This window comes from Blastomonas sp. 34TW, from assembly GCF_059803595.1.
Genome location: NZ_JAPFGW010000002.1, coordinates 298,357 through 323,382, shown reverse-complemented (window position 1 = coordinate 323,382; position 25,026 = coordinate 298,357). Strand labels below are relative to the sequence as shown.

22 protein-coding genes and 1 tRNA gene are annotated in these 25,026 nt (G+C 65.2%); 9 read left to right on the top strand and 14 right to left on the bottom strand.

Annotation, left to right across the window (positions count from 1 at the left end; translation table 11 throughout):
- Positions 1–100 precede the first annotated feature (100 nt).
- The 3 genes from OPU69_RS04615 to OPU69_RS04605 all read left to right on the top strand — a co-directional run bounded on the left by OPU69_RS04615 (position 101) and on the right by OPU69_RS04605 (position 3,519).
- Positions 101–532, top strand: coding sequence for a nuclear transport factor 2 family protein (locus OPU69_RS04615; RefSeq protein ID WP_060978936.1), 432 nt, complete (start codon positions 101–103; stop codon positions 530–532).
- The gene (locus OPU69_RS04610) at positions 532–930 is read left to right on the top strand and encodes a nuclear transport factor 2 family protein (protein WP_060978937.1); all 399 of its coding nucleotides are present in this window, start codon (positions 532–534) and stop codon (positions 928–930) included. The genes OPU69_RS04615 and OPU69_RS04610 overlap by 1 nt, the downstream gene beginning before the upstream one ends.
- A 75-nt stretch (positions 931–1,005) precedes the next feature.
- Positions 1,006–3,519, top strand: a complete 2,514-nt coding sequence (locus OPU69_RS04605) for a TonB-dependent receptor (RefSeq protein ID WP_498509494.1) — start codon at positions 1,006–1,008, stop codon at positions 3,517–3,519.
- Positions 3,520–3,561: 42 nt separating this feature from the next.
- On the opposite strand, the gene OPU69_RS04600 is transcribed toward OPU69_RS04605, so the two are convergent.
- The 9 genes from OPU69_RS04600 to OPU69_RS04560 all read right to left on the bottom strand — a co-directional run bounded on the left by OPU69_RS04600 (position 3,562) and on the right by OPU69_RS04560 (position 15,917).
- Positions 3,562–3,888 carry a DUF423 domain-containing protein gene (locus tag OPU69_RS04600; RefSeq protein ID WP_060978965.1) on the bottom strand — a complete coding sequence of 109 codons (327 nt, stop codon included), beginning with the start codon at positions 3,886–3,888 and terminating at the stop codon, positions 3,562–3,564.
- A gap of 19 nt (positions 3,889–3,907) precedes the next feature.
- Positions 3,908–4,972: a PLP-dependent cysteine synthase family protein gene (locus OPU69_RS04595; protein ID WP_060978939.1), complete on the bottom strand. Its 1,065-nt coding sequence runs from the start codon at positions 4,970–4,972 to the stop codon at positions 3,908–3,910.
- Positions 4,969–7,014 (bottom strand): M3 family metallopeptidase, encoded by a 2,046-nt coding sequence (locus OPU69_RS04590; RefSeq protein ID WP_498509493.1) that lies wholly within the window; start codon positions 7,012–7,014, stop codon positions 4,969–4,971. Before OPU69_RS04590 ends, OPU69_RS04595 begins: the two co-directional genes overlap by 4 nt.
- A 52-nt stretch (positions 7,015–7,066) precedes the next feature.
- Complete coding sequence (locus OPU69_RS04585) at positions 7,067–9,139, bottom strand: tetratricopeptide repeat protein (protein WP_498509492.1); 2,073 nt, start codon at positions 9,137–9,139, stop codon at positions 7,067–7,069.
- On the bottom strand, positions 9,123–10,532 hold the full coding sequence (gene prsR / locus OPU69_RS04580; protein WP_171007804.1) for a PEP-CTERM-box response regulator transcription factor: 1,410 nt from the start codon (positions 10,530–10,532) through the stop codon (positions 9,123–9,125). The genes OPU69_RS04585 and prsR overlap by 17 nt, the downstream gene beginning before the upstream one ends.
- A 3-nt stretch (positions 10,533–10,535) precedes the next feature.
- Positions 10,536–12,656 carry an XrtA/PEP-CTERM system histidine kinase PrsK gene (prsK, locus tag OPU69_RS04575; RefSeq protein WP_498509491.1) on the bottom strand — a complete coding sequence of 707 codons (2,121 nt, stop codon included), beginning with the start codon at positions 12,654–12,656 and terminating at the stop codon, positions 10,536–10,538.
- Between the two features lie 4 nt (positions 12,657–12,660).
- A complete protein-coding gene (locus OPU69_RS04570; protein ID WP_060978942.1) occupies positions 12,661–14,046 on the bottom strand; it encodes a TIGR03013 family XrtA/PEP-CTERM system glycosyltransferase in 1,386 nt (461 codons plus the stop codon).
- 124 nt (positions 14,047–14,170) lie between these two features.
- On the bottom strand, positions 14,171–14,446 hold the full coding sequence (locus tag OPU69_RS04565) for a hypothetical protein (protein ID WP_060978943.1): 276 nt from the start codon (positions 14,444–14,446) through the stop codon (positions 14,171–14,173).
- A 73-nt stretch (positions 14,447–14,519) separates the two neighbouring features.
- Positions 14,520–15,917 carry a helix-turn-helix domain-containing protein gene (locus tag OPU69_RS04560; protein ID WP_498509490.1) on the bottom strand — a complete coding sequence of 466 codons (1,398 nt, stop codon included), beginning with the start codon at positions 15,915–15,917 and terminating at the stop codon, positions 14,520–14,522.
- A 364-nt stretch (positions 15,918–16,281) separates the two neighbouring features.
- On the opposite strand from OPU69_RS04560, the gene OPU69_RS04555 reads away from it, so the two are divergent.
- The gene (locus OPU69_RS04555; RefSeq protein WP_156439094.1) at positions 16,282–16,635 is read left to right on the top strand and encodes a hypothetical protein; all 354 of its coding nucleotides are present in this window, start codon (positions 16,282–16,284) and stop codon (positions 16,633–16,635) included.
- A 12-nt stretch (positions 16,636–16,647) separates the two neighbouring features.
- Here the strand turns inward: OPU69_RS04555 and OPU69_RS04550 are convergent, their stop codons facing one another.
- The 3 genes from OPU69_RS04550 to OPU69_RS04540 all read right to left on the bottom strand — a co-directional run bounded on the left by OPU69_RS04550 (position 16,648) and on the right by OPU69_RS04540 (position 19,167).
- Positions 16,648–17,241 (bottom strand): DUF3501 family protein, encoded by a 594-nt coding sequence (locus OPU69_RS04550; protein ID WP_060978967.1) that lies wholly within the window; start codon positions 17,239–17,241, stop codon positions 16,648–16,650.
- A 17-nt stretch (positions 17,242–17,258) separates the two neighbouring features.
- On the bottom strand, positions 17,259–18,602 hold the full coding sequence (locus tag OPU69_RS04545) for a heterodisulfide reductase-related iron-sulfur binding cluster (protein WP_060978946.1): 1,344 nt from the start codon (positions 18,600–18,602) through the stop codon (positions 17,259–17,261).
- 133 nt (positions 18,603–18,735) lie between these two features.
- On the bottom strand, positions 18,736–19,167 hold the full coding sequence (locus OPU69_RS04540; RefSeq protein WP_023838444.1) for a rubrerythrin family protein: 432 nt from the start codon (positions 19,165–19,167) through the stop codon (positions 18,736–18,738).
- 238 nt (positions 19,168–19,405) lie between these two features.
- Between OPU69_RS04540 and OPU69_RS04535 the strand changes: the two genes are divergently transcribed.
- Together OPU69_RS04535 and OPU69_RS04530 are read left to right on the top strand one after the other, a co-directional pair.
- Positions 19,406–19,681, top strand: coding sequence for an HU family DNA-binding protein (locus tag OPU69_RS04535; RefSeq protein ID WP_023838445.1), 276 nt, complete (start codon positions 19,406–19,408; stop codon positions 19,679–19,681).
- 135 nt (positions 19,682–19,816) lie between these two features.
- Positions 19,817–21,292 (top strand): helicase HerA domain-containing protein, encoded by a 1,476-nt coding sequence (locus OPU69_RS04530; protein WP_060978947.1) that lies wholly within the window; start codon positions 19,817–19,819, stop codon positions 21,290–21,292.
- Positions 21,293–21,420: 128 nt separating this feature from the next.
- Here OPU69_RS04530 and OPU69_RS04525 read toward each other — a convergent pair whose 3' ends face one another.
- Entirely contained in the window at positions 21,421–22,749 is a 1,329-nt protein-coding gene (locus tag OPU69_RS04525; RefSeq protein ID WP_498509489.1) for a dihydroorotase, read from the bottom strand.
- A 48-nt stretch (positions 22,750–22,797) separates the two neighbouring features.
- On the opposite strand from OPU69_RS04525, the gene ygfZ reads away from it, so the two are divergent.
- The 3 genes from ygfZ (at position 22,798) to OPU69_RS04510 (ending at position 24,424) form a co-directional block, all read left to right on the top strand.
- Positions 22,798–23,535, top strand: a complete 738-nt coding sequence (gene ygfZ / locus OPU69_RS04520; RefSeq protein ID WP_498509488.1) for a CAF17-like 4Fe-4S cluster assembly/insertion protein YgfZ — start codon at positions 22,798–22,800, stop codon at positions 23,533–23,535.
- A gap of 73 nt (positions 23,536–23,608) precedes the next feature.
- A complete protein-coding gene (locus OPU69_RS04515; RefSeq protein WP_498509487.1) occupies positions 23,609–24,253 on the top strand; it encodes a TetR/AcrR family transcriptional regulator in 645 nt (214 codons plus the stop codon).
- Positions 24,254–24,349: 96 nt separating this feature from the next.
- A tRNA-Val gene (locus OPU69_RS04510) sits at positions 24,350–24,424 on the top strand.
- Between the two features lie 66 nt (positions 24,425–24,490).
- Here the strand turns inward: OPU69_RS04510 and OPU69_RS04505 are convergent.
- Positions 24,491–24,982 carry a RidA family protein gene (locus OPU69_RS04505; protein ID WP_060978951.1) on the bottom strand — a complete coding sequence of 164 codons (492 nt, stop codon included), beginning with the start codon at positions 24,980–24,982 and terminating at the stop codon, positions 24,491–24,493.
- Positions 24,983–25,026 lie beyond the last annotated feature (44 nt).

Below are 25,026 nucleotides of genomic sequence, written 5' to 3'. Positions count from 1 at the left end.
TCCTCGAAGGGCTGATCGAGTGCGGCCTCACCCACAGCAAGAAGGCATTTCCGACCCCGGAAGTGCCCAAGGATGCAGATATCAGAAAGGGTTGGTTCTGATGACAGACTGGTCACCTGGCGGCGCAGGACAGGCTCCGCTGCCCTATCCGTTCTATGTCGACATCGTCACCAAGCGCTATTTCGATGGCGTCGACAACAAGAACATGGACGAGGTGCTGAACTGCTTCGCCCCCGATGCGCGACTGACCGAAGTCACGTCGAACACCGTGCATGACGGTCGCGAGGCGATCCGGGCGATGTTCGTCAAGCTGTTCGCCGATTTCGAGCAGATCTGGCACGGCAATTTCGTGCATGTCGCCGATCCGCAATCGAACGCGGTCTGCTCGCAGTTCACCGTGCTGATCACGCCCAATGGCGGCGAGCAGCTGCGCTACGAGAACTGCAACCGCTTCTACCTCAAGGACCGGCTGTTCCAGGAGGTGTTCGTGTACATGAGCGGCGACAATCTGCTGAAAGAAGGGGATCTCTGATGCAATATGCCCCGACCATGCGCCGCGACGAACTGATCGCGTTCGCAACGCAGAGCTATTTCGCCAGCGTCGACCGCAAGGACATGGCGGCCACGCTCGCCTGCTTCCATGACGAGGCGCTGTTCACCGTCCAGACCAGCTTCACCACCCATGCCGGCAAGGCCGCAATCGAGCGGATGTTCACCGATTTCTTCGGTGCCTGGGAGAAGATCGTTCACCGCGATTTCACCTGCACGGTCGACGAAACCAACGGCCGGATCGCGGCAAGCTTCATTGCCGAACTGACCGCCGCCGATGGCAGCGTCACCACCTTGCACAACACCAATTTCTGGCGCCTGCGCGACGGCAGGTTCCAGGAAGTATACGTCTATATGAGCGGGGCCAATGTGCTGGTCTGAAGACCGGCCGAAACAACACCCGCCAAGCAAAATATAGGGTTCGGGGGAACCCACATATATCAGGGAGTTCACAGCATGCGCTTACCCAGTCTGTTTGCCGCAGCATCGGCCACCGTCCTCGCCAGCGCGCTGGCAACACCCGCTTTCGCGCAGGATTCGGCCCAGGCGGAACCGGCGGACGATGTGATCATCGTTACCGCGCGCCGCCAGAACGAAAGTCTGGCCGAGGTGCCGGCATCGGTGACGGTGCTCACCGCCGATGCCATCCAGAAGACCGGGGTCGAAACCGCCGACCAGTTCGTGCAGCTGACGCCCGGCGTCACCATCGTCACCGGCACGGCCGAGGCGGGCGACACGCAGATCAACATCCGCGGCATCAACGGCGCGCGCGACGCCGAAAGCTCGGTCGCTCTGGTCGTCGACGGTATTCTCAAGACCAATACCGCCCAGCTCAACCAGAACCAGGGCACCATTCGCCAGATCGAAATCCTCAAAGGTCCGCAGGGCGCGCTTTATGGCCGCAACGCCGCCGCAGGTGCGATCGTCATCCAGACGATGAAGCCGAGCGACCGGCTGGAGGCAGGCATCGAGGTCAGCGCCGCCGAACAGCAGACCTATAGAGGCAATGCCTTCATCTCGGTCCCGCTCGGCGAAAATGCCGGTTTCGTCCTGTCGGGCAGCTATCTCAAGACCGATGGCTTCTATCGCAACATCTTCCTGGGCAATTCCAAGACCATCGACGACCAGGAGGTATGGTCGGTGGATGGGCGCTTCGTCGCGCAGCTCGGCGACCGGACCGAGATCGACGCCAAGGCACGCTATTCGGACCTGACCGGCGCGTCGATCGCGTTCAACGCGGCCTTCCACCTGCCCAATTTCGCGGCGGCAAACCCCGCCTTTTTCGAGGATGTGAACCGCCACCCGTTCAACTTCTACAGCAATATCCGCCCGACCAACGACCAGACATCGTTCGATGCTTCGATCAAGCTCGAGCATGAATTCGACTTTGCCAAGCTGACCCTGTGGGGCCTGTACAGCGATGTCGACCAGTCGCTGACCGCTGACGGCACCTCGGCGGACTTTGCCCGCTTCACCTTCCCCGGCGCGACGCCCGCATCGGTCGCAGCATCGAACGCCTGCTTCCGCAGCACCGCGCAGCTCACCGGCTTCCCGGTCAACCAGCCCGGTTTCATCGGCGCGACGCCGGTGCCGTTCATCTTCGCGCCGGCCACCGGATCGACCTTCGGCCCGTACAGCCCGACGACCTGCGACGGCACACAGTACCAGATCCGCCAGCAGGAAGATTTCAGCGGCGAAATCCGCCTGTCCTCGAACGGCGACGGTCCGTTCAACTGGCAGCTGGGCGCCTATTATCTCAACATCAGCCGCGATGTCGGCGTCAGCCTGGGCGCGGATCTTGGCCAGGGCATCATCCGCCGACTCTACAACGCGCCGGGCACGACCAACCCCACGACCCAGCTCTATTTCGACAGCTTCAGCACCGATGTGTACGCCGCCTTCGGTTCGGCCGAATATAACTGGAACGACCGGATCAACCTGGGCCTCGCGCTGCGCTACGACATCGAGGATCGCAGCGTCTCCAACAATGTACCGCTGGTGCTCGATCCGTTTACCGGAGGGCCGATCAATCCCGGCCAGACCGCAGGCGCCATCCCCGACAAGTCGGAAAGCTACAAGCAGCTTCAGCCCAAGCTGACCTTCCGCTGGTCGGTGGCCGACAATTTCAACGTCTATGCCAACTGGGGGATTGGCTTCAAGGCGGGCGGCTTCAATAATTCAGGCTCCGCCGCGATCGTCCGCCAGTCGTTCAACCAGTTCATCGGATCGCAGGTCACGATCAACGACGATTATCGCAAGGAACGGTCCAGCGCGTTCGAGGGCGGCTTCAAGGGATCGATGTTCGACGGCAAGGTGACGTTCGATCTCGCGGGCTATTATACCGATGTCCGCGACATGCAGTTCTTCGAATTCTTCGTCGGCGGGTTCGGTCTGCTCCGCGTGGTGTCGAACATCGACAAGGTCGAGCTGTATGGCGCGGAACTCAACCTCAATGCCGAGGTGACGCCGGGCTGGACGATCTTCGGTGCGTTCAACGTCACCGAAAGCGAGATCAAGCAGAACCGCTCGCGTCCGCAGACGGTAGGCAACAAGTCGCCCTCGACCGCCGACTATACGATCAACCTGGGCACCCAGATCGTAGCCCCCATTGCCAAGAGCTTCGATCTGGTCGCCCGCGCCGATTATCGCATCACCGGCCCGACCTGGTTCCACACGCTGCAGAACAACACCGTGCCGACGATCTTCAGCGGCCTGCTGCCCGGATCGGCGCTGGCGCTGCCCGCCTTTGTCGGCGACGCCAATTATGCGGTCACCCGGCGCGAAGCCTTCGGCGTGCTCGACGTGCGCGCGGGTCTCGAGGGCGAGCAGTGGCGCGTGACTCTGTTCGCGGACAATGTGCTCAACCGGCGTTATCTGAACGAGGTGATCACCGCAGCCGAGTTCGGCGGTTCGTTCATCTCGCCGGGCGGCCTGCGCCGCATCGGCGTGGAAGTCGGCTACAAGTTCTGATGCCTGCTGCTGGCACCACCCGCGCCCGCGCGCGGGTGGTGATCAGGCCTTGAGATAGATCCAGCCGGCCCAGAGCCAGCCGATGATCAGCAGCGTGCCGCCGATTGGCGTCACCGCCCCCAGCCAGCGTGGCGCGCCCAGCGCCATGGCATAGAGCGTCACCGCAAAGATCGCCCCGCCGATCAGCAGCGTCCAGGCCGCACCGGGCGCGCGGCCCATGATCGCGAGCGCCGCGACGGCATGTACCATCTGATACAGGCCGCCGGTGCGCAGCCATTCGGCCTGCTGCTCGCCCGCCGCCGCATGCGCGCCGAATGCCCCTGCCGCCACCGCGAGCGCGGCAGAAACGGCCGCCAGAACCCCTATCATCATCGCGTCGCTCCCCTTGTCATTGCCCCAGCAGAGCCGCCATGCGCTCGGCCGCCGGTTGCCAGGCAAGCCCGCTCTGCGTGAGCCAGCCATCGTCATAATAGCTGGTATGATAGCGATCGCCTCCGTCGCACAGCAGCGTCACCACGCTGCCTTGGGTGCCCGATGCCGCCATTTCCTCGATCAGCGCGGCGCAGGCGATCAGGTTGGTGCCGGTCGATCCGCCGACGCGACGCCCGAGGCGATCGGACAGCGCGCGCATCGCGCCGATGCTGTCGCCATCGTCGACCGCGATCATCCGGTCGATCACCCCGGGGATGAAGCTCGGCTCAACCCGGGGGCGGCCGATACCCTCGATCCGGCTCGCGCAGCCTTCGGGGAGCGATGTGGCGCTGCGATCATGAAAATGCCGGTGGAACACCGAATGTTCGGGGTCTGCGACGCACAGCCGCGTCGCATAACGCTGATAGCGCAGATACCGCCCGATAGTGGCCGATGTGCCGCCGGTGCCCGCGCCGCACACGATCCATTCGGGCTCGGGATATTCCTCTTCGGCCATCTGCGCGAAGATGCTCTCGGCGATATTGTTGTTGCCGCGCCAGTCGGTCGCCCGTTCGGCATAGGTGAACTGGTCGAGATAATGACCGCCGGTTTCCGCCGCGAGCCGGTGCGCGACATCGTACACGGTGCGCGGATCGTCGACCTTGTGAATCTCGCCGCCCTGGAAGCGGATGGCATCGAGCTTGGCGGGCGCGGTGGTCGCGGGCACCACCGCGATGAAGCGCAGCCCCAGCATCCGCGCGAAATAGGCCTCGCTCACCGCGGTCGAACCCGACGAGGCCTCGATCACGCAGGTCTCCGGCCCGATCCATTCGTTGCACAGGGCATAGAGGAACAGCGATCGCGCCAGCCGGTGCTTGAGGCTGCCGGTCGGGTGAGAGCTTTCGTCCTTCAGATACAGCGTGATGCCTGGGAAACGTGGCAGTTCGAGCCGGATCAGGTGCGTGTCGGCGGAACGGTTATAGTCCGCCTCGATCCGCCGGATCGCATCATTGAGCCAGCCGCGCGGGCACAGCTCGCTCATCCTTCGGCGTCCACCAGCCCATGGCGCACCAGCATCGCGCGCGGATCGGGGTCGCGGCCCCGGAACGCACGGAAGCTTTCCGCCGCAGGCCGGATTGCGCCGCGCGCCAATACCTCGGCGCGGAAACGGTCGCCGGTCGCACGGTCGAGCAGCCCGGCCTCGACGAACGCCATGAAGCCGTCGGCGGCGAGCAGTTCGGCCCAGAGATAGCTGTAATAGCCCGAGGCATAGCCGCCCGCGAAGATATGCGAAAAGGCATGCGGGAAGCGGTGCCATGCGGGCGGACGGATCACCGCCACCTCATCGCGCACCGCCTCGATCACCTCGACGGGATCGCTGCCCATCGTGCCAAGGTGCAGCAGCATGTCGAACAGCGCGAACTCGATCTGGCGGATCAGGAACAGCCCGGCCTGAAAATGCCGCGCGCGCAGCAACCGGTCGAAAAGGTCGTCGGGAAGCGCCTCGCCGGTCTTGTAATGGCCCGACATCGCGGTGAGCACCTGCCGGTCCCAGGCGAAATCCTCCATCAGCTGGCTGGGCAGCTCGACCGCATCCCATTCGAACCCGCTGGTGCCCGCGATGCTCGGGCGGTTGACCTCGGTCAGCAGCAGGTGGAGGCAGTGGCCGGTCTCGTGCAGCAGCGTGCCGACATCCGAATGGCTGAGCAGCGACGGCGCATCGGGTCCGGCGGGCGAGAAATTGCACACCATATAGGCGACCGGCAGCTGGACGTGATCGCCATCGTTGCGGCGCGGGCGCGCCTCGCCCATCCACGCGCCGCCGCGCTTGCCGGGCCGGGCGAACAGGTCGAGATACAGGCCCGCAATCGCCTTGCCGCTCTCGTCGACGACATCGTAGAAGCGCGCATCCTGATGGTAGAGCGAGGCGTCGGCGCGCTGTTGCAAGCGGATGCCGAACAGCCGCTCGAGCAGCATCTGCCAGCCCTGCATCACCTTTTCGACCGGGAAATAGCCGCGAATTTCGGCCTCGTCGACCGCATAGAGCGCCTGGCGCAACCGGTTCGAGGCAAAGCCGACATCCCAGGGCTGGAGATCGGCGATGCCCAGCTTCCCGGCGGCAAAGGCCTTCAATTCATCGAGATCGCGCTGCGCCGCCGGCTTGGCGCGGCTGGCAAGATCGCGCAGGAAGGCAAGCACTGCGCCGCCGTCCGACGCCATCTTGGTGGCGAGCGACCATTCGACCGGATCGGCAAAGCCGAGCAGCCCCGCCGCCTCGCGCCGCAGCTCGAGGATGCGGGCGATGCGCTCGGAATTGTCGAACTGACCGGCATGCGGCCCCTGATCCGAAGCACGGGTGCCATAGGCCTTGTACACCCGCGCGCGCAGATCGCGATTCTCGGCAAAGGTCAGGATCGCGTTGACCGATGGCGCCTGCAGCGTCACGCGCCAGCCAGTCTGGCCCTTCGCCTCGGCAGCGGCGGCAAACATCGCCTTGTCGGTCTCCGACACGCCCGCAAGCTCCGCCTCGTCGGTGATCAGCTCTTCCCAGGCATCGGTCGCATCAAGCACCGCGCTGCCGAATGCGTTGGAGAGCGTCGCAAGTTCCACCGATACCGCCTTAAACCGCTCGCGCGCCGCCTCGTCGAGCGCCACGCCCGACAGGCGGAAATCGCGCAGTGCGTGCTCGACAGCGACCCGGTCTGCGTCAGGCAGCGCAGCGAATTCAGGCGTCGCCGCAAGCGCCTCGAACACCTCGTAGAGCTCGCGATTCTGGCCGACCATGATGCTGTTGGTAACCAGCCGCTGCTCGCCCTCCTGATAGGCGGTGCGCAGCTCGGGGCTGTCGGCTACCGAATGCAGGTGCGACACCGCCGCCCAGATCGCGCCCAGTTCCGCCTCTGCCCGCTCGAGCGGCAGCCAGGCGTCGGCGAACGTGACAGGCTTGTCGCGCACCAGCGCCTCGATCGTCGCGGCATGACGGGCGAGCGCCTCATCGAGCGCGGGCGCGATATGATCGGCAGTGATTTCGGCAAAGCGCGGCAGCGCGCGCGTATCGAGCAGGGGATTGGTCGTATCGGTCATCACTGCCCTTTAGCGGAATTTGGCGCAGGGTCAGGCAAAAATGTGCGGGCGCTCAGCTCCGGCCCTGCAGATCGCGCAGCATGGCCGCAGCCTCGGCACGCTCGGGAAACGCCCCCAGCGACAGCGAGGCGCGCAGCGCGCCCATCGCGCGGCCAGGCTTGCCTGCAGCGGCATAAGCCTGGGCCAGATGATAGCGCAGCCAGGGGTTGCGCGGTTGCAGGGCTTGCGCCTTTTCGAGCATCTCCACTGCCAGCATCGGCGTCTCCGCCGCCTCGGTCAGCGCCATGCCGCGCACATGCGCGACCAGCGGGCTTGCGGGCTGGACGCGATAGGCGAGCCGCGAATCATGCGCCGCGCGTGCAGGATCGCCCGCGCGCAGACGGGCAAGCGCGAGATCGGTGAGCAGCATCGGCTGGCTGCTGCCAAGTTGGGCATGCAGCGCCGACAGCATCGCTACCGCGCCGGCCCATTCGCCGCGATCGATATAGGCGTTGGCAAGCAACCGCAGCCCGCCGGTATTGGCCGGGCTCATGTCGACGAAGCTTTCGAGCAGCGCATCGGAGTCGCGCGCACGACCGAGCTCGCGCAGCACCAGCGACAGGCGCCGCACCACCGGCTCCGCCAGACGAATACGCGCCGCGCGCTCGTAATAGGGCAAGGCCCCACTGGCATTGCCCGAGGCGTACAGCACATCGCCCAGCAGCATCTGCGCGTCGGGCACGCCGGGATTGCCATCGGCGAGCGGGCGGGCAAATTCCTCCGCCTGCGCAAAATCCCCGCGCGCTACCAGCATGCGGACATAGGGCACCACCGCGCGCGCATCGCGCGGCGCGGCGCGGGCGGCATCGGCAAGCAGCCAGGGTTCGTCGTCCTGATCGAGCCGCAGCAGCGGTGCGGGATCGGGCGCCGTTGCACGCGCGAGATATTCGAGCGCCGCGTCGCGCTCGCCTATCGCTTCGAGCGAGCGCCCGACGAGCGTCAGCAAATAGGCGCTCGCCCCCGCGCGATTGGCGACCGGGCGGAAGCGTTCGAGCAGCGCCTCGTGCTCGCCCTCGGCATAGAGCGCGCGCGCGAGCAGTTCGGCAGCGCGGCGGTTGAGGGGCTGCGCATCGGCAAGCTTTTCGAACCGGTCGATCGCCTGGCGATAGTTGCCGAGCTGGAACTCGACCACGCCTTCGACCTGCATCGCCGCCGGCACGCCTTCCAGCGCGCCTCCGGTCTTCTGCATCAAGGTGCGCGCCAAATCGTAGCGCCCCGCCCGCGCCGCGAGCACGGCTTGCAGGAAATAGCCGCGCGGGTTGTTCGGCTCGAGCGCGACGATCTGCCGCGCCGCCTTCAGCATCGCGCGCATCCGGCCCATATCGCCCAGCGTCGCGGCATATTCGCCGAGCACGGCGGTATCATTGGGGTCGATCGCCAGCGCGCGCTCGAACCATGGCAAGGCGGCAGCGAGCCCGGTCTGGCTGCGCGTCAGTTCACCACGCAGCTGCAAGGCGCGGACATTGCCGGCGTCGAGCGCAACCGCATGGTCGGCTGCTTCCAGCCCGCCCGCCTGATCGCCCGATGCGGTGCGGAAGCGGGCAATGTCGGTCCAGAGCAGGCTGTCATCGGGGGTGAACTGCAGCGCCCGATCAAACGCAGCGCGCGCCTCGTCATACTGACCGAGCGCCAGATGCGCCCGCCCCTGGGTCCGCGCGGCATAGCCCATGTCCGCCTTGGCCACCGGTCCCTCGCCCAGCCAGCGCAGCGCATCGCCGGCCCGGCCCTGGAGCACCATCGCCTCGGCCATCGGCGCGCGCACCAACGCGCGATCGGCTCCGAATTCCAGCGCGCGCTGGAGCTCGCCCTCCGCCCCGTCGGCGTCGAACAGCGCCAGAAACACCCGCGCCTGCGCGAGCCGCGCCTCTTTCATCTTCGGCGCGGCCTTGATCGCGTTCATCAGCTCGATCCGTGCCGCGCGATTGTCGCCGCGCGCACGATAGTCGGCGGCGCGCGCCATCGCCTCGCGCGCCGTACCCATGTCTTCGGCGCGCAATGCCGCGCCGGTTGCTCCCAGCAGCAAGGCCCCGGCGGCGAGCGCCAGCCACAGCCTGTTGCCGGGACGCAGATCAGCTCTGGATGTCATATTGCCGGAGCAGATCATACAACGTCGGGCGGCTGATGCCGAGCAGCTTGGCCGCGCCCGAGATATTGCCCTCGGTCCGCGCGAGCGCATGGCGGATCGCCTTGCGGTCGGCCAGTTCGCGCACCGCCTTGAGGTTGAGGAACTCCGCTGTCTGCGGTTCGGCGCGCTCGAGGTCGAGATCCTCGGCGGTGACCAGCCGGCTTTCGGCCATGATCACCGCGCGCTTCACCCGGTTTTCCAGCTCGCGCACATTGCCGGGCCAGTGCCAGGCATCGAGCATCTTCAGCGCATCGGGGGCAAAGCCCTTCACGGCCGGGTTCATCTCTGCGGCGAACCGGGCGAGGAAATGCTTGGCGAGCAGCACCGCATCGCCCGGCCGCTCGGCGAGCGAGGGGATGTGCACCACGATCTCGGCAAGGCGATAGAACAGGTCCTCACGGAACCGCTCCTCGGCGATCATCTTCTCGAGATTCTGGTGGGTCGCGCAGACCACGCGGGTATCAACCGGGATCGGGCTGCGACCACCGACCCGCTCGATCACGCGCTCCTGCAGGAAGCGCAGCAGCTTGACCTGCAAGGGCAGCGGAATGTCGCCGACCTCGTCGAGGAAAAGGGTGCCGCCGGCGGCCTGTTCGATCTTGCCGATCGTGGTCTTGATGGCGCCGGTGAACGCGCCCTTTTCATGCCCGAACAGCTCGGATTCGAGCAGGTTTTCGGGGATCGCCGCGCAGTTGATCGCGATGAAGGCGCCGCCGCGGCGGTTGCTCTTCTCATGCAGGCCGCGCGCGAACAGCTCCTTGCCGGTCCCGCTCGCGCCGAGCAGCATGACCGAGACATTGGTATTGGCGACACGCTCGATCGTGCGCGCGGCTTTCACCATCTGCGCATCGCCGGTGATCATGCCGCCGAGCACCGTATGGTCCTCACCCGATTTCTGGCTGAGCCGCGCATTTTCGCGCTCGATCTGCTGCACGTTGAGCGCGCGGCGGACGATCAGCGCCAGATCGTCGATCTCGACCGGCTTGCGGTAGAAATCATAGGCGCCTTGCGCGATCGCATCGCGCGCGCTCTGCCGCTCGCCATGGCCCGAGGCGATGATCACCTTGGTATCGGGCTTCAGCCGAAGGATCTCCGCCAATGTCGCAAAACCCTCGCTGACGCCATCGGGATCGGGCGGCAGGCCGAGATCGAGCGTCACGACATCAGGCTCCTCATAGCGCAGCAGGTCGATCGCGCTCGCCCGGTCGCCCGCGCACAGCACCTCGAAATCGTCGAACGCCCATTTGAGCTGACGCTGCAGCCCGGCATCGTCCTCCACCACCAGCAGGCGCGGCAGCCGGTTGGCGCCCTTGCCACCACCGTTCATCGCGGGATTGGGGGAAAGGTCGGTCATCGGTCAGGCTACCTTTTCAGCAATGGGCACGGGCTGCGCCGCCGGATCGTCGGAATCGATCCGAGTGGCGAGCGGAAGATGGATGGAAAAGCGGCTGCCCTCGCCCTCGCGGCTCTCGACCTCGATGCGCCCGTGCATCGCCTCGACCAGCAGCCGCGCCTCATAGGCGCCGATGCCGAAGCCGTCGGTCTTGCTCGAGATGAAGGGCTTGAACAGCTTGGAACGGACGAATTCGGCGGACATGCCCGCGCCATGGTCGACAATCTCGATCACGCCGTTGAGGCCATCGCGCGCCATGCTGACATAGACCGGCGTATCTCTGGGGCTGGCATCGATCGCGTTCTGGATCAGATGGCCGAGCACCTGTTCGAGCTGCGCCGGATCGGCCATCAGCATCAGCCGCTGCGCGGCGCTTGCGATCACCGGATGCCCAGCCTGCTTGGCCGCGATCACTGCGCGCACCACGCGCTCGGCATCGATCGCGCGGACGCCCTCTCCCGCCGAGCGCGCATAGCCGGTCAGCCTGCGGATCAGGGTGTTCATCTTGCCGACCGAATTCTGCAGCGTTGCGATCATGTCCTTGCGGAATTCGGGATTGTCGGCGTGCCGCTCGGCATTGCGCGCGACCAGGCTCAACTGGCTGACCAGATTCTTGATGTCGTGCATGACAAAGGCCATGCGGCGGTTGAACTCGTCGAACTGGTCGGCCTCGCGCAGCGCCTCTTGGCTGCGCGCCTCGGCGAGATAGCTGGCGAGCTGCCGTCCGACGAGGCGCAGCAGATCGAGATCCTCCCAGTCCAGGCGCCGTTCGACCAGCGGACGCGAGAGCACGACCAGGCCTGCGAGCCGGTCGAAATGGACCAGAGGCACGATCGCCCAGGCATTGGGCTCGTCGAGCACCCAGGGGGGAATCGCGCGCCGATCGGTGTCGCGGTCGCGGCCCGAGCGCAGCGCGTCGAGCTCGACGATCCGCCCGGTCGTCTGGAAATAGCCGATCGTTGCTGCCGTGCAGGCCTGGGCGGGGACATCGGCGGTCGGCCAGTTGAACCGCGCCTGCAGCTGCATGCGGCCATTGTCGCCGGGCGCGAGCAGCAGGCCCGCCGGGCTGTCGCTGATATCGGCGGCGGCCTTGATCACGCGTTCGTGGAACGGCGCGGTGCCATCGCCCGGCCGCCCAATCGTCTCGGTAAAGCGGATCCATTCGGCGCGATAATCATAGCGGTGCTGGAAGAAATGCTTGGTCGCCTTGACCTTGAACCAGGCGCGGAACCGGTCCGATGGCAGCAGGATCAGCGCCGCGAGCGACATGCCGAGCACCAGCAGCATCTGTGCGCCCGACGCCACCGTCCCGCCGACCGCGCGCAGCAGCTGCGCCACCGCGATCATCGTGACGAGATAGCCCAGGATCGCGAACAGCGAGAGCGAGCGATAGGCGATCTTGCGCGACAGGGTCAGCTTCCATCCGCCGGGCCGGCTGGCGGCAAGCGCGAAGAAGGGCACCGCAAAGATCATCAGCACGCCGCGCAGCGCCAGCATGTCGGCGCTCGGACGGTCGTTCAGATACCCCATGGTGTAGAGGTTGAGATCGTACAGCCACATCGCGGCCAGCGCGGTCAGCGGCACGCGCAGGCTGGTGCGCGTCTCCGCATCGGCGACGCTGTACAGATTGTTCGCCAGCACCAGCGCGCCGACGACGAAGATCATCCTGAGCAGCATCGCGCTGCCCTGCGCCAGGCTTTCCAGCCCCTGATGGGCAGCAAGCAGGGTAAGTCCGTTCTCCACCACGGGCTGCGCCGCGAGCACCAGCGTCAGCACCAGATAGACCGCCGTCACCGTGCCCGGCTGGGCTCGCGCCGAGCGCACCATCTGGAACAGGAAGGCCAGCCAAGCGAGATTTCGCAGCGATTCGGCGAGACCCGCAATCGGGTGGACGGGGCCGAGCACCGCGACAGCGAACGCCCAGAGACTGGTCGAGAGCAGAGCCAGCAGCAGCGCGGCATCGCCCAGCGACGGGCGCGCATCGCGCAGCCTTGCCCAGCGCTGCACCAGCCAGGCGGCCACCAGCAGGGTCAGCGCCGCCGCGCCGCTATGGGCCCAGAGGCCTATATCGGCCCAGTTGGCCATGGGATCAGCGCGCGCCATCCGGCCACAGCACGACGCGCAGCGTCTGCAGAATGATCAGCAGGTCGAGAAAGGGCGTGTAGTTCTTGGCGTAATAGAGGTCGTATTCCAGCTTGTGCCGGGCATCCTCGACCGACGCGCCATAGGGATAGTTGATCTGCGCCCAACCGGTAATGCCCGGCTTCACCATGTGCCGCTCGTTGTAATAGCGCATCTTGGTTTCCAGATCGGCGACGAATTCGGGCCGCTCGGGCCGGGGGCCGACAAAGCTCATGTCGCCCTTGAGCACGCTCCAGGCCTGGGGCAGCTCGTCGATCCGCACCTTGCGGATGAAACGGCCGAGGCGCGTGACGCGCGGGTCGTTCTTCTGCGCCCATTGCGCACCATCGACCTCGGCATCGGTGCGCATCGACCGCAGCTTGACGATCTCGAACGGCTGTCCGTAAAGCCCCACTCGCTCTTGCTTGAAAAAGGCCGGACCCTTGCTGTCGAGCTTTACCAGCAGCGCGAAGAGCAGGATGATCGGCGCCGTCAGCACCAGCAGGATCGAACTGACGACCAGATCGAACATGCGCTTGGCGATGGTCGAAATGCGCCTGCCTGCGGAAAATCCGTCGGAAAAGATCAGCCAGCTGGGATTGACGGTGTCGAGATCGACCCGCCCGGTCTCGCGTTCCAGAAAGGTCGAAAGATCGTTGACGTGAACGCCGGTGGTCTTGATGCGCAGCAGGTCGTTGAGCGGCAGCGCGTTTCGCCGCTCTTCCAGCGCAAGCACCACCTCGGTCACGTTGAGGTTCTCGACATGCTTGGCGAGATTCTTGATCGCGTCGCGGTTGATCGCCTCTTCGACCACCAGCGGGCCGTCGTTCATGGCGACGAAGCCGACAAGCACGAACCCGGCATCGGGACGTTCGGACAGGTCCTGCACCCGTTGCGCGCGCTTGCCGGCGCCCAGCACCATCAGCCGGCGCTTGAACGCGGTGGTGCCCAGCAATCCGCCGAGAATGATGCGGTTGCCGATCAGGAAAACGATCGACAGACCCATCGCGTACAGGCTGTTCGAGCGCCACAAGGTGGTGCCCGGCAGGATGAAATAGGTGACCGACAGCAATATGACGCCCAGCGAGATCGCGACGAGCAGCCGTGCGGCAGCAAAACGCAGCGATTGCAGGGAGTCGGGCCCGTACACCCCGACCGCGATCATCGCCATGTGCACGAGCAGCGCGAAGGTGGCTATCGGCAGCGGCCGCTGGGTGAGCGGTTCGACCGCCATGCCGATCTCGTGCGCACGCCAGACCCAGCCGATTTCGGCAGCAAGGCCCAGCAGCGCGAGATCGAAAAAGCCGAGCAGCAGCACCGCATGCGGCACATAATGTTTGAACAGCCTGAACATGCTGCCCGTTATAGCCGGGCAATGGTCAAGTGTCGGTTAATTTTACAGCCACATTGGCGCTGAGCCCCAGAAATTCGGGCACATTGTCAAAGCTTTTTACGCCCTCGCGATGGTCGGAGGGTGCTTACTCGCCGATCTTCTGCGCAGCATCCTGTGCGGCGTCGCCCACCTTCTGCGCCGCGTTACCGACCTCATTCGCGGCACCAGCGACGGCGTCGGTGCGGACCTCGCCCTGCTGCAGGAACTGCCAGGCAAAGAAGCCGCCGACGACCAGGATCAGCAGCAGGATCGCCATCATCAGCCCGCTGCCGCCTCCCGAGCGGCGTTCGACGACAGTAGTGTGGGTCTGCACCGGCTCGACCGGGCGATCGGTCACGGTGGTCGTGGTGTATTCCGTCATGGCATTTCCCCTAAGCGGTTGTTCTGGGGCGTGTACGGCCATGCGCGCCAGGGGTTCCAGAAACCGGCAGTGCCTAGTCGGTGACGAAATCGAACGGCGTGACACCGCGTTCGCGATCGTCGAATTTCAGCCGGATGCCGAGCGGCGGCTTGGATCGCTGCGGGCAGTCGCCGCGCTTGCACATCGCGCAGCCCGGGCCAATGCGCGTTGCGCCTGCCGCGCTCAGGTCCATGCCGCGCGCATAGCAGAGCGTGGCGGCCTGATCGACCGGCACGCCAAGGCCGATCGCGAATTCCGCCGTCGTGCCGCCGGCGCCATAGCCCGCGCCCTGCACGCTGCGCGCGAGTGTGAGCCAGCGGCTCGCATCCTCCAGCTCGACCAGCTGGACCTGGACCTGGCTGGGGCGCGAAAACGCCTGGTGCAGGTGCCACAGAGGACAGGTCACCTCGGTATCGGCGAGCGGCGCCCGCGCGGCTCCGCCGAAGCGCTTCGACACCTGACCAGCGCGATCGACGCGGATCATGAAGAAGCCGAGGCCCCGCTGGCCCACCCGCTGCAAGGTCGTGAGCCGGTGCGCGACATGCTCGAACCCGGCCCCGAAGCGTCGCTGGAGCAGCAGCATGTCATAGCCCGATTGCTCGCAAGCGCGCAGGAAGCGGCCATAGGGCATCATCACCGCAGCGGCGAAATAGCTGAAGATATGTCGCTGGTAGAGCCGCTCGGCGGTGCGGTCGCCGAACTGCGCACCGGCGACCAGCGCGTTGATGTCCGACCGGAATTCGAGCTGACCGAGCAGATAGGCCGCCTGGAAGGTGCGCGAGGCCATGTCGAGCATCTCGGATAGCTGCAACTGGCGCGCATGCAGATCGAGCCGGCGCAGCTTTTCAGGCATCACGCTTTCGGGCAGGATGCGGATCGAGAGCTGGTGCTTGGTGCGTAACCTTTCGGCAATGGCGGAATAGAGATCGCCGCTCTGCAGCCGCAGCGCATCGGCCAGCTCCTCGGCGGCATGGTCGAGATCGGCAAAATGGTTGCGCCAGCGCTCGATCTCGCCGCGCACGCGTGCCACCGGATCATCGACGGCGGCCCCCGGCGCTGCGCTTCCCGCGCCGCCCTGCACCCGGTCGTACAGCCGCGCAAAGGCCGCCGCGGTGCCGGGCGATGCCGCCAGCCAGTCCTCGATCTCGCCCGGCTCGACGCCGAGATCGGCAAAGATCGGATCGGCCATGCGCCGCCGCATCGGCCCCAGCCCGCCGCCCGGTTCATCCCCGGTCAGATCGCGCGGATCGACATCGAAACGCTCGGCCAGGGTCAGCATCAGGCGTGCGCTGACCGGCCGCAGGTTGCGCTCGAGCAGGTTGAGATAGCTCGGCGAAATATCGAGCCGCTCGGCCATGGCGGCCTGGGTGAGACCGGCATTGCGGCGGAGGCGACGCAGCGCGGGTCCGGCGTGAAGCGAAGGTTCGACCATGGCCCAGTTTGTAACAATCATGACAAACTGACAAGGTTTTCATGGGTAATGGTGGCGTTATCCGCCGATTTTTTGTCAATTTCTGCTGCCAAAGGCCATTTCTGCCTCTAGCGATGAGGCGACACGGCTGGGACGAGCTAGCAGGAGAGGATCTGGGTGAGCGGGGCAATCCCGCCACCCTGCCTTTCTGCCGAGCCATAAGAGTTTGCACGAGCTTTCCTGGGGAGGAAAGACATGCCGCCGGAAACTACGGTTTTCGGCGGCATTTTCGTGACCTGGCCGTTTATTTTACAATTCGGCACCGAATGTTAACCGCTCGCTGTCAGGGTGCGCAGCGATGGCGGCAAAATGAGGGTAATGCGCAGTGCTCAAACAAGTCATGCTGGGATCGGGCGGCATCATGCTGGCCGCAGCGATCTTTGCATCGTCGTACAATACCGGTCCGGTACCCGCCGGAGCCCCGATCGCGGCCCCGGTCGCCGCGACGCCGGTCGTCGCGCCTGCCCCGTCGCAGCCTTATGTGGCGCCTTCAGCGCCTCCGCCGCCGGCCGAGGATACCGGAGACACGCAATTCGGGGCACCGATGATCTCGACCAAGCCGGTCGCCGAAGCCGTGGCCGAGCCGCTGCCGATCTTCACCGATCCCGACAGCGCGGTCGCCAATGGCGGGCGTCAGTATAACGCGCGCCCGGGCCACAGCTATCCCATCCCGAAATAACCGGCTGGCGCCTCAGAGGCAGGCGCGAGTCAGATAGCTGCGCGTATCCGCATTGATCAGCGCGGCATGGCCGTAATTCGGGTGGGTGATCTGCACCATCGCGACATTGCCCGCATCGTGCCAGGCCGCGATCGCGGCATCGTCAAGCGGGAAGTGCAGGAAGTGCACCGCGCTCGCCTTGCCCGAGGCGCTGGTGCGCTCGACATCCTGTTCGGGCACGGCGGCGATTCGGATGGCGCCGATGGTTAGGAAGATATGCTCTTCCACGCCGCCGATCGTGCGCAGGAACGCGTCGCGCCGCTCGGGATTCTCGATCTCGAACATCAGCGTCGCGGTCAGCTCGCGGCCATTGGGCACCATCGGGTTATAGGCCGCCAGTTCGTCGGCCAGTTGCTCCTCGCCGCCCTTCTCGATGCGAAGCATCTCCTGGATCTGCAGCCACATGCTGTCCCAGCTTTCGAAGGTGATCATCGCATGCGGGCCGATCGCCAGGCGCGAGAATTTCTTGGCCAGGATGCTTTCCTGGCGCTTGTCCTTGCGGATCAGCTCGTAATCGGCGAGGTCCATGATGTCCTCGCGGGTGATGGAACGGCGGTCCCTGGGCATCGTCTTTTCCATATCCGTTAGAGTCCGTAAGCCTTGGCCATCAGTTCGACGGGATGGCCGATCCGTTCGGGCAGTTTCGCCGCCCCGCCCTGCTCCATCACCTGCTTGAGGTGCGATCCGGCGAGCGGGCATTCGCTGACCATGTAATCGGGCGCGGTCTTTTCGAGCGAGCGCACCGTCGGGCGCGCGAGCTTCACCGCCGTGTCGAAATTGTCCTTGTATATGCCCCATTTGCCGCCATGGCCGGAGCAGCGCTCGGTCAGCACGGGCTTCGCCTCGGGGATCAGCTTGAGCATCTCCATCGCCTTGGGGCCCATGTTCTGCGCGCGCGAATGGCAGGCGAAGTGCACGCCAATACTGGCGTCCATCGCCTCGACCGGAGTGAGCCCGGCCTGTTTCGACAGCTTGACGATATATTCGCTGATATCGTGCGTCGCAGCGGAGAGCTTCTTGATGTCCTCGTTGTCCGGTTCGATCAGCGGCCATTCGAACTTCATCATCAGCGCGCAGCTCGCGGTGATCGCGACCACATCATAGCCCTGGTCGATCAGCGGCGCGAAATGCGCGGCGACGCGCGCGGCAGCACTGGCGACGGCGGGAATGTCGCCATTTTCCAGCTTGGGCATCGCGCAGCATTCGGGATGCTCGATCCGCACCTCGACGCCGTTGTGCGCCAGCACCTTGACCGCCGCTTCGCCCGGCGTCTGGTCGTTGAACTGGTCGTAGCAGCTGGCATAGAGCGCAACGCGGCGACCAAAGCCGGGTGCATCCGGATTGGGCGCGGGCACCAGCGCAGCGGCGCGGTTGGTCAGCGGGATGTCGGCGAACTTGGGCAGGTGCGCGCGCTTGTCGATGCCCAGCACCTGCTGCATGATTCCGCGCGTCGTCTCGCGCTTGCCGTCTGTCGCCCAATTGGCGACGTCGGACAGCACGCTGCCGAGCTTGCCGTTGCGATCGGTCTCGGCGAGCAGCGTATCAGCCTTGGACGTCATGCCCTTGCGATGTTCGACCGCGCGGTAACGCAGCATCAGATGCGGAAAATCGAGGTTGAACTCGTGCGGCGGCACATAGGGGCACTTCACCATGAAGCACATGTCGCACAGCGTGCAGGCGTCCACGACCTGCTTGATTTGCCCGGCGGACAGGTCCTCGACCTCCTCGTTCGGGCTTTCGTCGATCATGTCGAACAGCTTGGGGAAGCTGTCGCACAGGTTGAAGCAGCGGCGGCAGCCGTGGCAGATGTCGAACACGCGGCGCAGCTCGGCATCGAGCGCGGCCTCGTCATACCAGGATTCCTCGCGCCAGGGCAGCACATGCCGCGTCGGCGCATCGAGGCTGCCTTCCTTGTATTCGGTTGCCATCGCGGATCCCCTGTTAGGCTAGAATGACGTGATTGCTCTCCCCCGCGAGCGGAGGTTTGGACTGGACAGAAAAATGGCCTGCGCTTCGTGCCGAAGCACGAAGACGCAGGCCGAGTTGTCGTTCAACTGAAACTCAGGCTTCGGCCAGCAGCGCGTCGAGCGTCTTCTGGAACTTGCCGGCATGGCTCTTTTCCGCCTTGGCCAGCGTTTCGAACCAGTCTGCAATCTCGTCGAAACCTTCGTCGCGGGCGGTCTTGGCCATGCCCGGATACATGTCGGTATATTCGTGGGTTTCACCCGCAATCGCCGACTTCAGATTGTCGGCGGTGGTGCCGATCGGCTCGCCGGTGGCGGGATCGCCGCAGGCTTCGAGGAATTCGAGATGGCCATGCGCATGGCCGGTTTCGCCTTCCGCGGTCGAGCGGAACACGGCGGCAACGTCGTTATGGCCTTCGATATCGGCCTTCTGGGCGAAATACAGATAGCGGCGGTTGGCCTGGCTTTCGCCGGCAAACGCATCCTTGAGGCACTGTTCAGTCTTCGATCCCTTGAGTTCCATGGTCATCCCTCTTCGTGTGATTCAAAACCCTGATGGACCAAGGGTTAAGGCCATGCCCGGCGACGCGCCATGTGATTTTCTTGAACAGAATAATCGATAAAATCGATCAGGTTGATTGATAATGTTTCTCAATTACCGGCAATCATCGCCATTTTGGGGGAAAACTTCCGCAATCCCCGTGACGAACGCAAAAACTGCCGTTAAACCGCCGCCACCGAAATCCAATCAGAAGGGACGTTTCCTCATGAACAATGCTGAACTTGCAGAGAAAATTGCCGCCGACCACGGCGTGACCAAGGCGGATGCGCGCAAGCTGGTCGATGGCGTTTTCGCTGCAATCGCTGATGCTGCTGCGGCCGGCGAAGAAATCTCGATCAACGGCTTCGGCAAGTTCAAGGTCAAGGCGACCCCGGAGCGCGAAGGTCGCAACCCGGGCACCGGCGCCACCATCACCATCAAGGCCTCCAAGAAGCTCGGCTTCACCCCCGCAAAGGCGGTGAAGGACAAGCTGAACGGCTGATCCGTTCCGGCCTGAGCCGAACGACAAAGGCCTCGCCCCTCGGGCGGGGCCTTTTCCTTTGCGCCCCGTTTTGCCCCCAGCATTTGGCCGCGCGAGCGTTGCAACCGCTTTGGCAACGCGATAGGGCCTTGAGCCGTGGGCGCATCGATCGACATAGGTCTGGATGAGACAGGGCGGCCTGTCGGCATCGATATCGAGGAATTGCTGGCGACCAGGCTTCTGGTCCAGGGCAATTCCGGATCGGGCAAGTCGCATCTGCTGCGCCGCCTGCTCGAGGAAAGCGCCGGGCTCGTCCAGCAGGTGATCATCGACCCCGAAGGCGATTTCGCGACATTGTCCGACGCCTTTTCGCATCTGGTCATCGATGCGGGCGACTATAACGAGCGCGAGATCGCGCGCATCGCCGCGCGCATCCGCGAGCACCGCGCCTCGGTGATCCTCAATCTCGAATCGTTGGAGCTAGAGGCGCAGATGACCTGTGCCGCGACCTTCCTCAACGCCATGTTCGATGCGCCGCGCGAGCATTGGTATCCGGCGCTCGTGGTGGTCGACGAAGCGCAGATGTTCGCGCCTTCGGTCGCCGGCGACGTGCCCGATCCGGTGCGCCGCGCCAGCCTGTCGGCGATGACCAACCTGATGTGCCGTGGCCGCAAGCGCGGGCTTGCCGGCGCGATCGCGACGCAGCGCCTCGCCAAGCTCGCCAAGAATGTCGCTGCCGAGGCGAGCAACTTCCTGATGGGGCGCACCTTTCTCGACATCGATATGGCGCGCGCCGCCGACCTGCTCGGCATGGAGCGCCGCCAGGCCGAGCGCATCCGCGATCTGGAGCGTGGCTGCTTTCTGGGCCTGGGCCCGGCCATCTCGCGCCGCCCGGTGACCACGCGCATCGGCGCCACCCGCACCACCAGCCGCACCGGCACGCACAGGCTGTTGCCGATGCCCGAAGCGCAGGGCGAGGATCTGCGCGACATGCTGCTCGCCGCCGGAGCGAACGATGCGCCGGTACCGATGCCGCCGCCCCGCCCCATGCCGGTGGCGGCCGACGAGCTGATCGGCAGCATCGCCCCTGCCCCTCTGCCGATGCCGGAGCAGTCGGCAATGTTCGCCGCGCGCAAGGAGGCGGAGGACGCGGCGGATGCGATCGATGCCGAAGCGGTGGTGGTCGCGGTGCTCACCGACATGCTCGCCGATGGCAACATGGCGAACCAGACCGAGGCACTGCTTTACCAGGATTTCTCGGTGCGCTGCCGGATGCAGCGGCTGATCCGCCCGCCGCTCGACATGGAAGGCTTCCGCCAGCGGCTGGCGCTGGCGCGCGGCGGCATCCTGGACCCGGCGGACCCGGCTTGCGCCCCGCTGCTCGAGGCCGCGACCCGGCTGCCGCAGGAAATGTACGCGCCCTTTCTGCTGATCGCGCGTGCCGCCATGGACGGACAACCCTGCCCCGACGATGGCGCTCTGGGCCGCGCCTATGGCACCAGCTCGCCGGGGCGCATCCGGCGGCTGATCGAATATATGGAAAAGCAGGGCGTCATCGTCGTCCGCGCCGATTTCGGCGGGCGACGATCGATCGGCATTCCCGACCTGGGGCTCAGCACCGGGGCGGAATAGGGACCCCTGCTCTGGTCACCCTCACCCTTCCCACTCCGCTGCGCGTCGCGGGCCCCTTCCCTCTCCCATCGGGAGAGGGAGGGAGGCGCGAAGCGCCGGAAGGGTGAGGGCGACACCAGTCGGAAAAATCAGAACTCCGTCGCCTCGAAGCGCACCGGCTCGCCGATCGCGCTGTCGGCCAGCGTATCTTCCCACATCACCCGGTGCCCGCGAATGATCGTGCCGATCGGCTTGCCGGTCAGCTCCATGCCGGTGAACGGGCTCCAGCCGCAGCGCGACTGCAGCCAGTCCTCGGTCACGGTCCAGCGCTTCTTGAGATCCACCACCGTGAAATCGGCATCGTAACCGGCGGCGATCCGCCCCTTGCCGACCAACCCGAAGATTCGCTGCGCGCCCGCAGAGGTCAGATCGATCAGCCGCTGCATCGACAGCCGCCCATGGTGCATGTGATCGAGCAGCAGCGGCAGCAGCGTCTGCACGCCGGGCATGCCGCTCGGCGTATCGGGATAGGTCTTGGACTTTTCCTCGATGGTATGCGGCGCATGGTCCGATCCGACAACGTCAGGCACGCCCTGGGCCAGCCAGTGCCACAGTCCGTCCCGATGCGCGCCGCTGCGGATCGGCGGGTTCATCTGCGCATAGGTACCGAGCCGCGGATAGGCCTCCTCACCCGCCAATGTCAGGTGCTGCGGCGTCACCTCGCAGGTCGCGATATCCTTGTGCTGCGCGATCAGCTCGAGCTCTGCCGGCGTCGTGATGTGCAGGATGTGGATGCGACGCTTCGCCTCGCGCGCGAGGCGGAGGATGCGCCGCGTCGCCAGGATCGCACTTTCGTCGTCGCGCCAGACCGGGTGTGACGAGGGATCGCCGGTAACGCGCAGATCGGCGCGCTCGTTCATGCGGAACTCGTCCTCGGCATGGATGGCGACGCGGCGCTTGCCGCTCGCCAGCACGCGCGCGAGCGCACCATCGTCGGCCACCAGCAGGTCGCCGGTCGAAGCGCCCATGAAGATCTTGACCCCCGCCGTGCCGGGAATGCGCTCCAGCTCCTTGAGCGATTCGGCGTTCGACGAGGTCGCGCCGACATAAAAGGCATGATCGCACCACATGCGGTGGTGCGCGCGCGCAAGCTTGTCGGCGACGCGATCGGCGGTATCGGTATTGGGCTTGGTGTTGGGCATTTCGAACACCGCCGTCACCCCGCCCATCACGGCGGCGCGGCTGCCCGATTCCAGGTCTTCCTTGTGCTCGAGCCCCGGCTCGCGGAAATGCACCTGGCTGTCGATCACGCCGGGCAGCACGTGCAGGCCCGTACAGTCGATCACTTCCCCGGCATCGCCGGAAATCGCACCGATGGCGGCGATCTTGCCGCCGATGACGCCGATATCGGCAGAGACCGGCCCGCCGGGCAGATAGACGGTGCCGTTCTTCACGATCATGTCATAGCTGGCTGTCATCGTATCTCTCCGCTTGAAACTGGCTGAGCGATACGCATGTTGAGCGCCATGTCCACCCCCAGCCTGCTCGCCCGCCGCGCCCTCGTCCGCCTGTCGCCCACCGACCCGGAAGAGGATGTGCGCGGCTTCCTGCAGGGGCTGGTGACGCAGGACACGAAGGCGATAGCGCCCGGAAAGCCGCAATATTCCGCACTGTTGACCGCGCAGGGCAAGGCGATGTTCGATTTCCTGCTCTGGGACGACGGCAGGGATGTGCTGATCGACTGTGAGGCGGAACACGCGGATGCGCTCGCCAAACGGCTGACAATCTATCGCCTGCGCCGCAAGATTTCTATCGCTCGTGATGCGACGCTGACGGTGCACTGGTCGCCCGAGCCCGTGCAAGGTGCCGCCCCCGATCCCCGCCTGGCTGCGCTCGGCTGGCGCTGGCTGGCCCCGGCGGGCGATGGCCTGAGTGCCGATGACGCATGGAAGGCACACCGGCTGACGCTGGGTGTGCCCGAAGGCGCAGATGAGCTCGGCGACATCCTCTGGCTCGAAACAAATGCGGTCGAATTGAACGGCGTCAGCTTCACCAAAGGTTGTTATGTCGGACAGGAAAATACCGCACGGATGAACTGGCGGCAGAAGGTCAACCGCCGCATCGTGGTGCTGCCGATCGCCGAGGCCGACGCGAAACGCCAGAAAATCGGCTATCCCGAACTCGGCTGGAGTGTCGAGCACCGCCGCGTCGAGGATCTGGAGCCTGCACGACTGCCCAGCTGGTTGCAAACCGCGCAAGCCTGAATGCAACATTTGATAAAGTACAAAATTTATTATATAACTGTTCTATCTCCCCAACTCAGCAAGGCTGAATCCGATGTCGCGCCCGCTCAACGACCATGAAGCCATCCGCACCCAGCTGATGGACGCAGCCGAGGACATGGTCCGCACGCGCGGCGCGATCAACCTCTCGCTGACCGAGGTCGCTGCCGCCTGCGGCATGTCGCAATCGAGCTTCTACCGTTATTTCGCCTCGAAAGAGGCGTTCTTCGAGGCCATCGCCGGGCGCTGGTTCGAGGAATTGAACCAGATCATGGAAGACGTGGTCGCCTCCGACCTGCCCCCGCGCGAAAAGCTGTTCGAATTCTTCGCCCGCCGCGTCGCGGTCAAGCGCGCCCGCTTCGAAGCCGACCCCAACCTGTTCCGCGCCAATATGGACCTGGGCGAGGAACATTGGGAAGTGATCCGCGGCTATGTCGACCTCGCCGACCATTATATGGCGGTGATCCTGGGCGAGGCGATGGCCGAGGGCTATTTCCCCGGCTATGATCTCGACCATGTCGTGTCGCTGACCAATCTGGTGATGCAGCCGTTCTGCAACCCGTTCGTGATGATGGACATGATCCGCACCGCGACGCCGGACAATCTGCGCATCGTGGTCAACACGCTGTTCGACGGGCTGAGCGCTGCTCAGGCCATCCAGGATGCCGAGAACGTGACGCCGCTGCGCGCGATTTCCTGACCGATCGCGTTGGCGCACCGGAGGCCTTGCCAATAGCTCTTGCTTCTGGCAATGGGGCGCTCCGCACGACACCGGCCTGCTGGTGATTCCAAGCGCGGGCGCGTAGCTCAGTGGTAGAGCACACCCTTCACACGGGTGGGGTCGCAGGTTCAATCCCTGCCGCGCCCACCATCTTTTCCCGGGGTCGAGAAAAGATGGCTTTCGCAGCCCCGATGGGCTTCGCGCAGGACCTGCTGCTTACTTGACCTTTGCAGCTGTCGCTTCGATCTCGATCAGGAATTGCGGGCCGGCGAGCGCGGCCACCTGGACCGTGGAACGGGCGACCAGATTGGGGTTGGCAGCCGTGCCGAAGAACTCGCGATAGCCCGCGTTGAAGCCGGCGAAATCCATCTTGCCGCCGAGCTTGGGGTCGCCGACGACGAACACGGTCAGCTTGACCACGTCGGACATCGCATAGCCCTGCTTGGCGAGCGCTGCCTCGATCTTCTTGAAAGTGCTGATAGTCTGCGTTTTCGTATCGCCATAGGCCTCGATTCCTTCGGTTTTCGCGGGATCGATCGGGCTGGCGAGCTGGCCGCTGAGCATCAGGATTTCCGCGCCCGGCGGGATGGTGACGCCGCCCAGGATGATCGCTGGCGGCGGATTGGTGTGGCGCACGATGCCTTGCGCCAGGGCGGGAGCGCTGCACAGGCTGGCAGCGATCGAGGTCAGCAGGACTTTGCGGATCAAGAAGATTTCCTTTCACGTGACAGGAGAAACGACCCCGGCAAAAG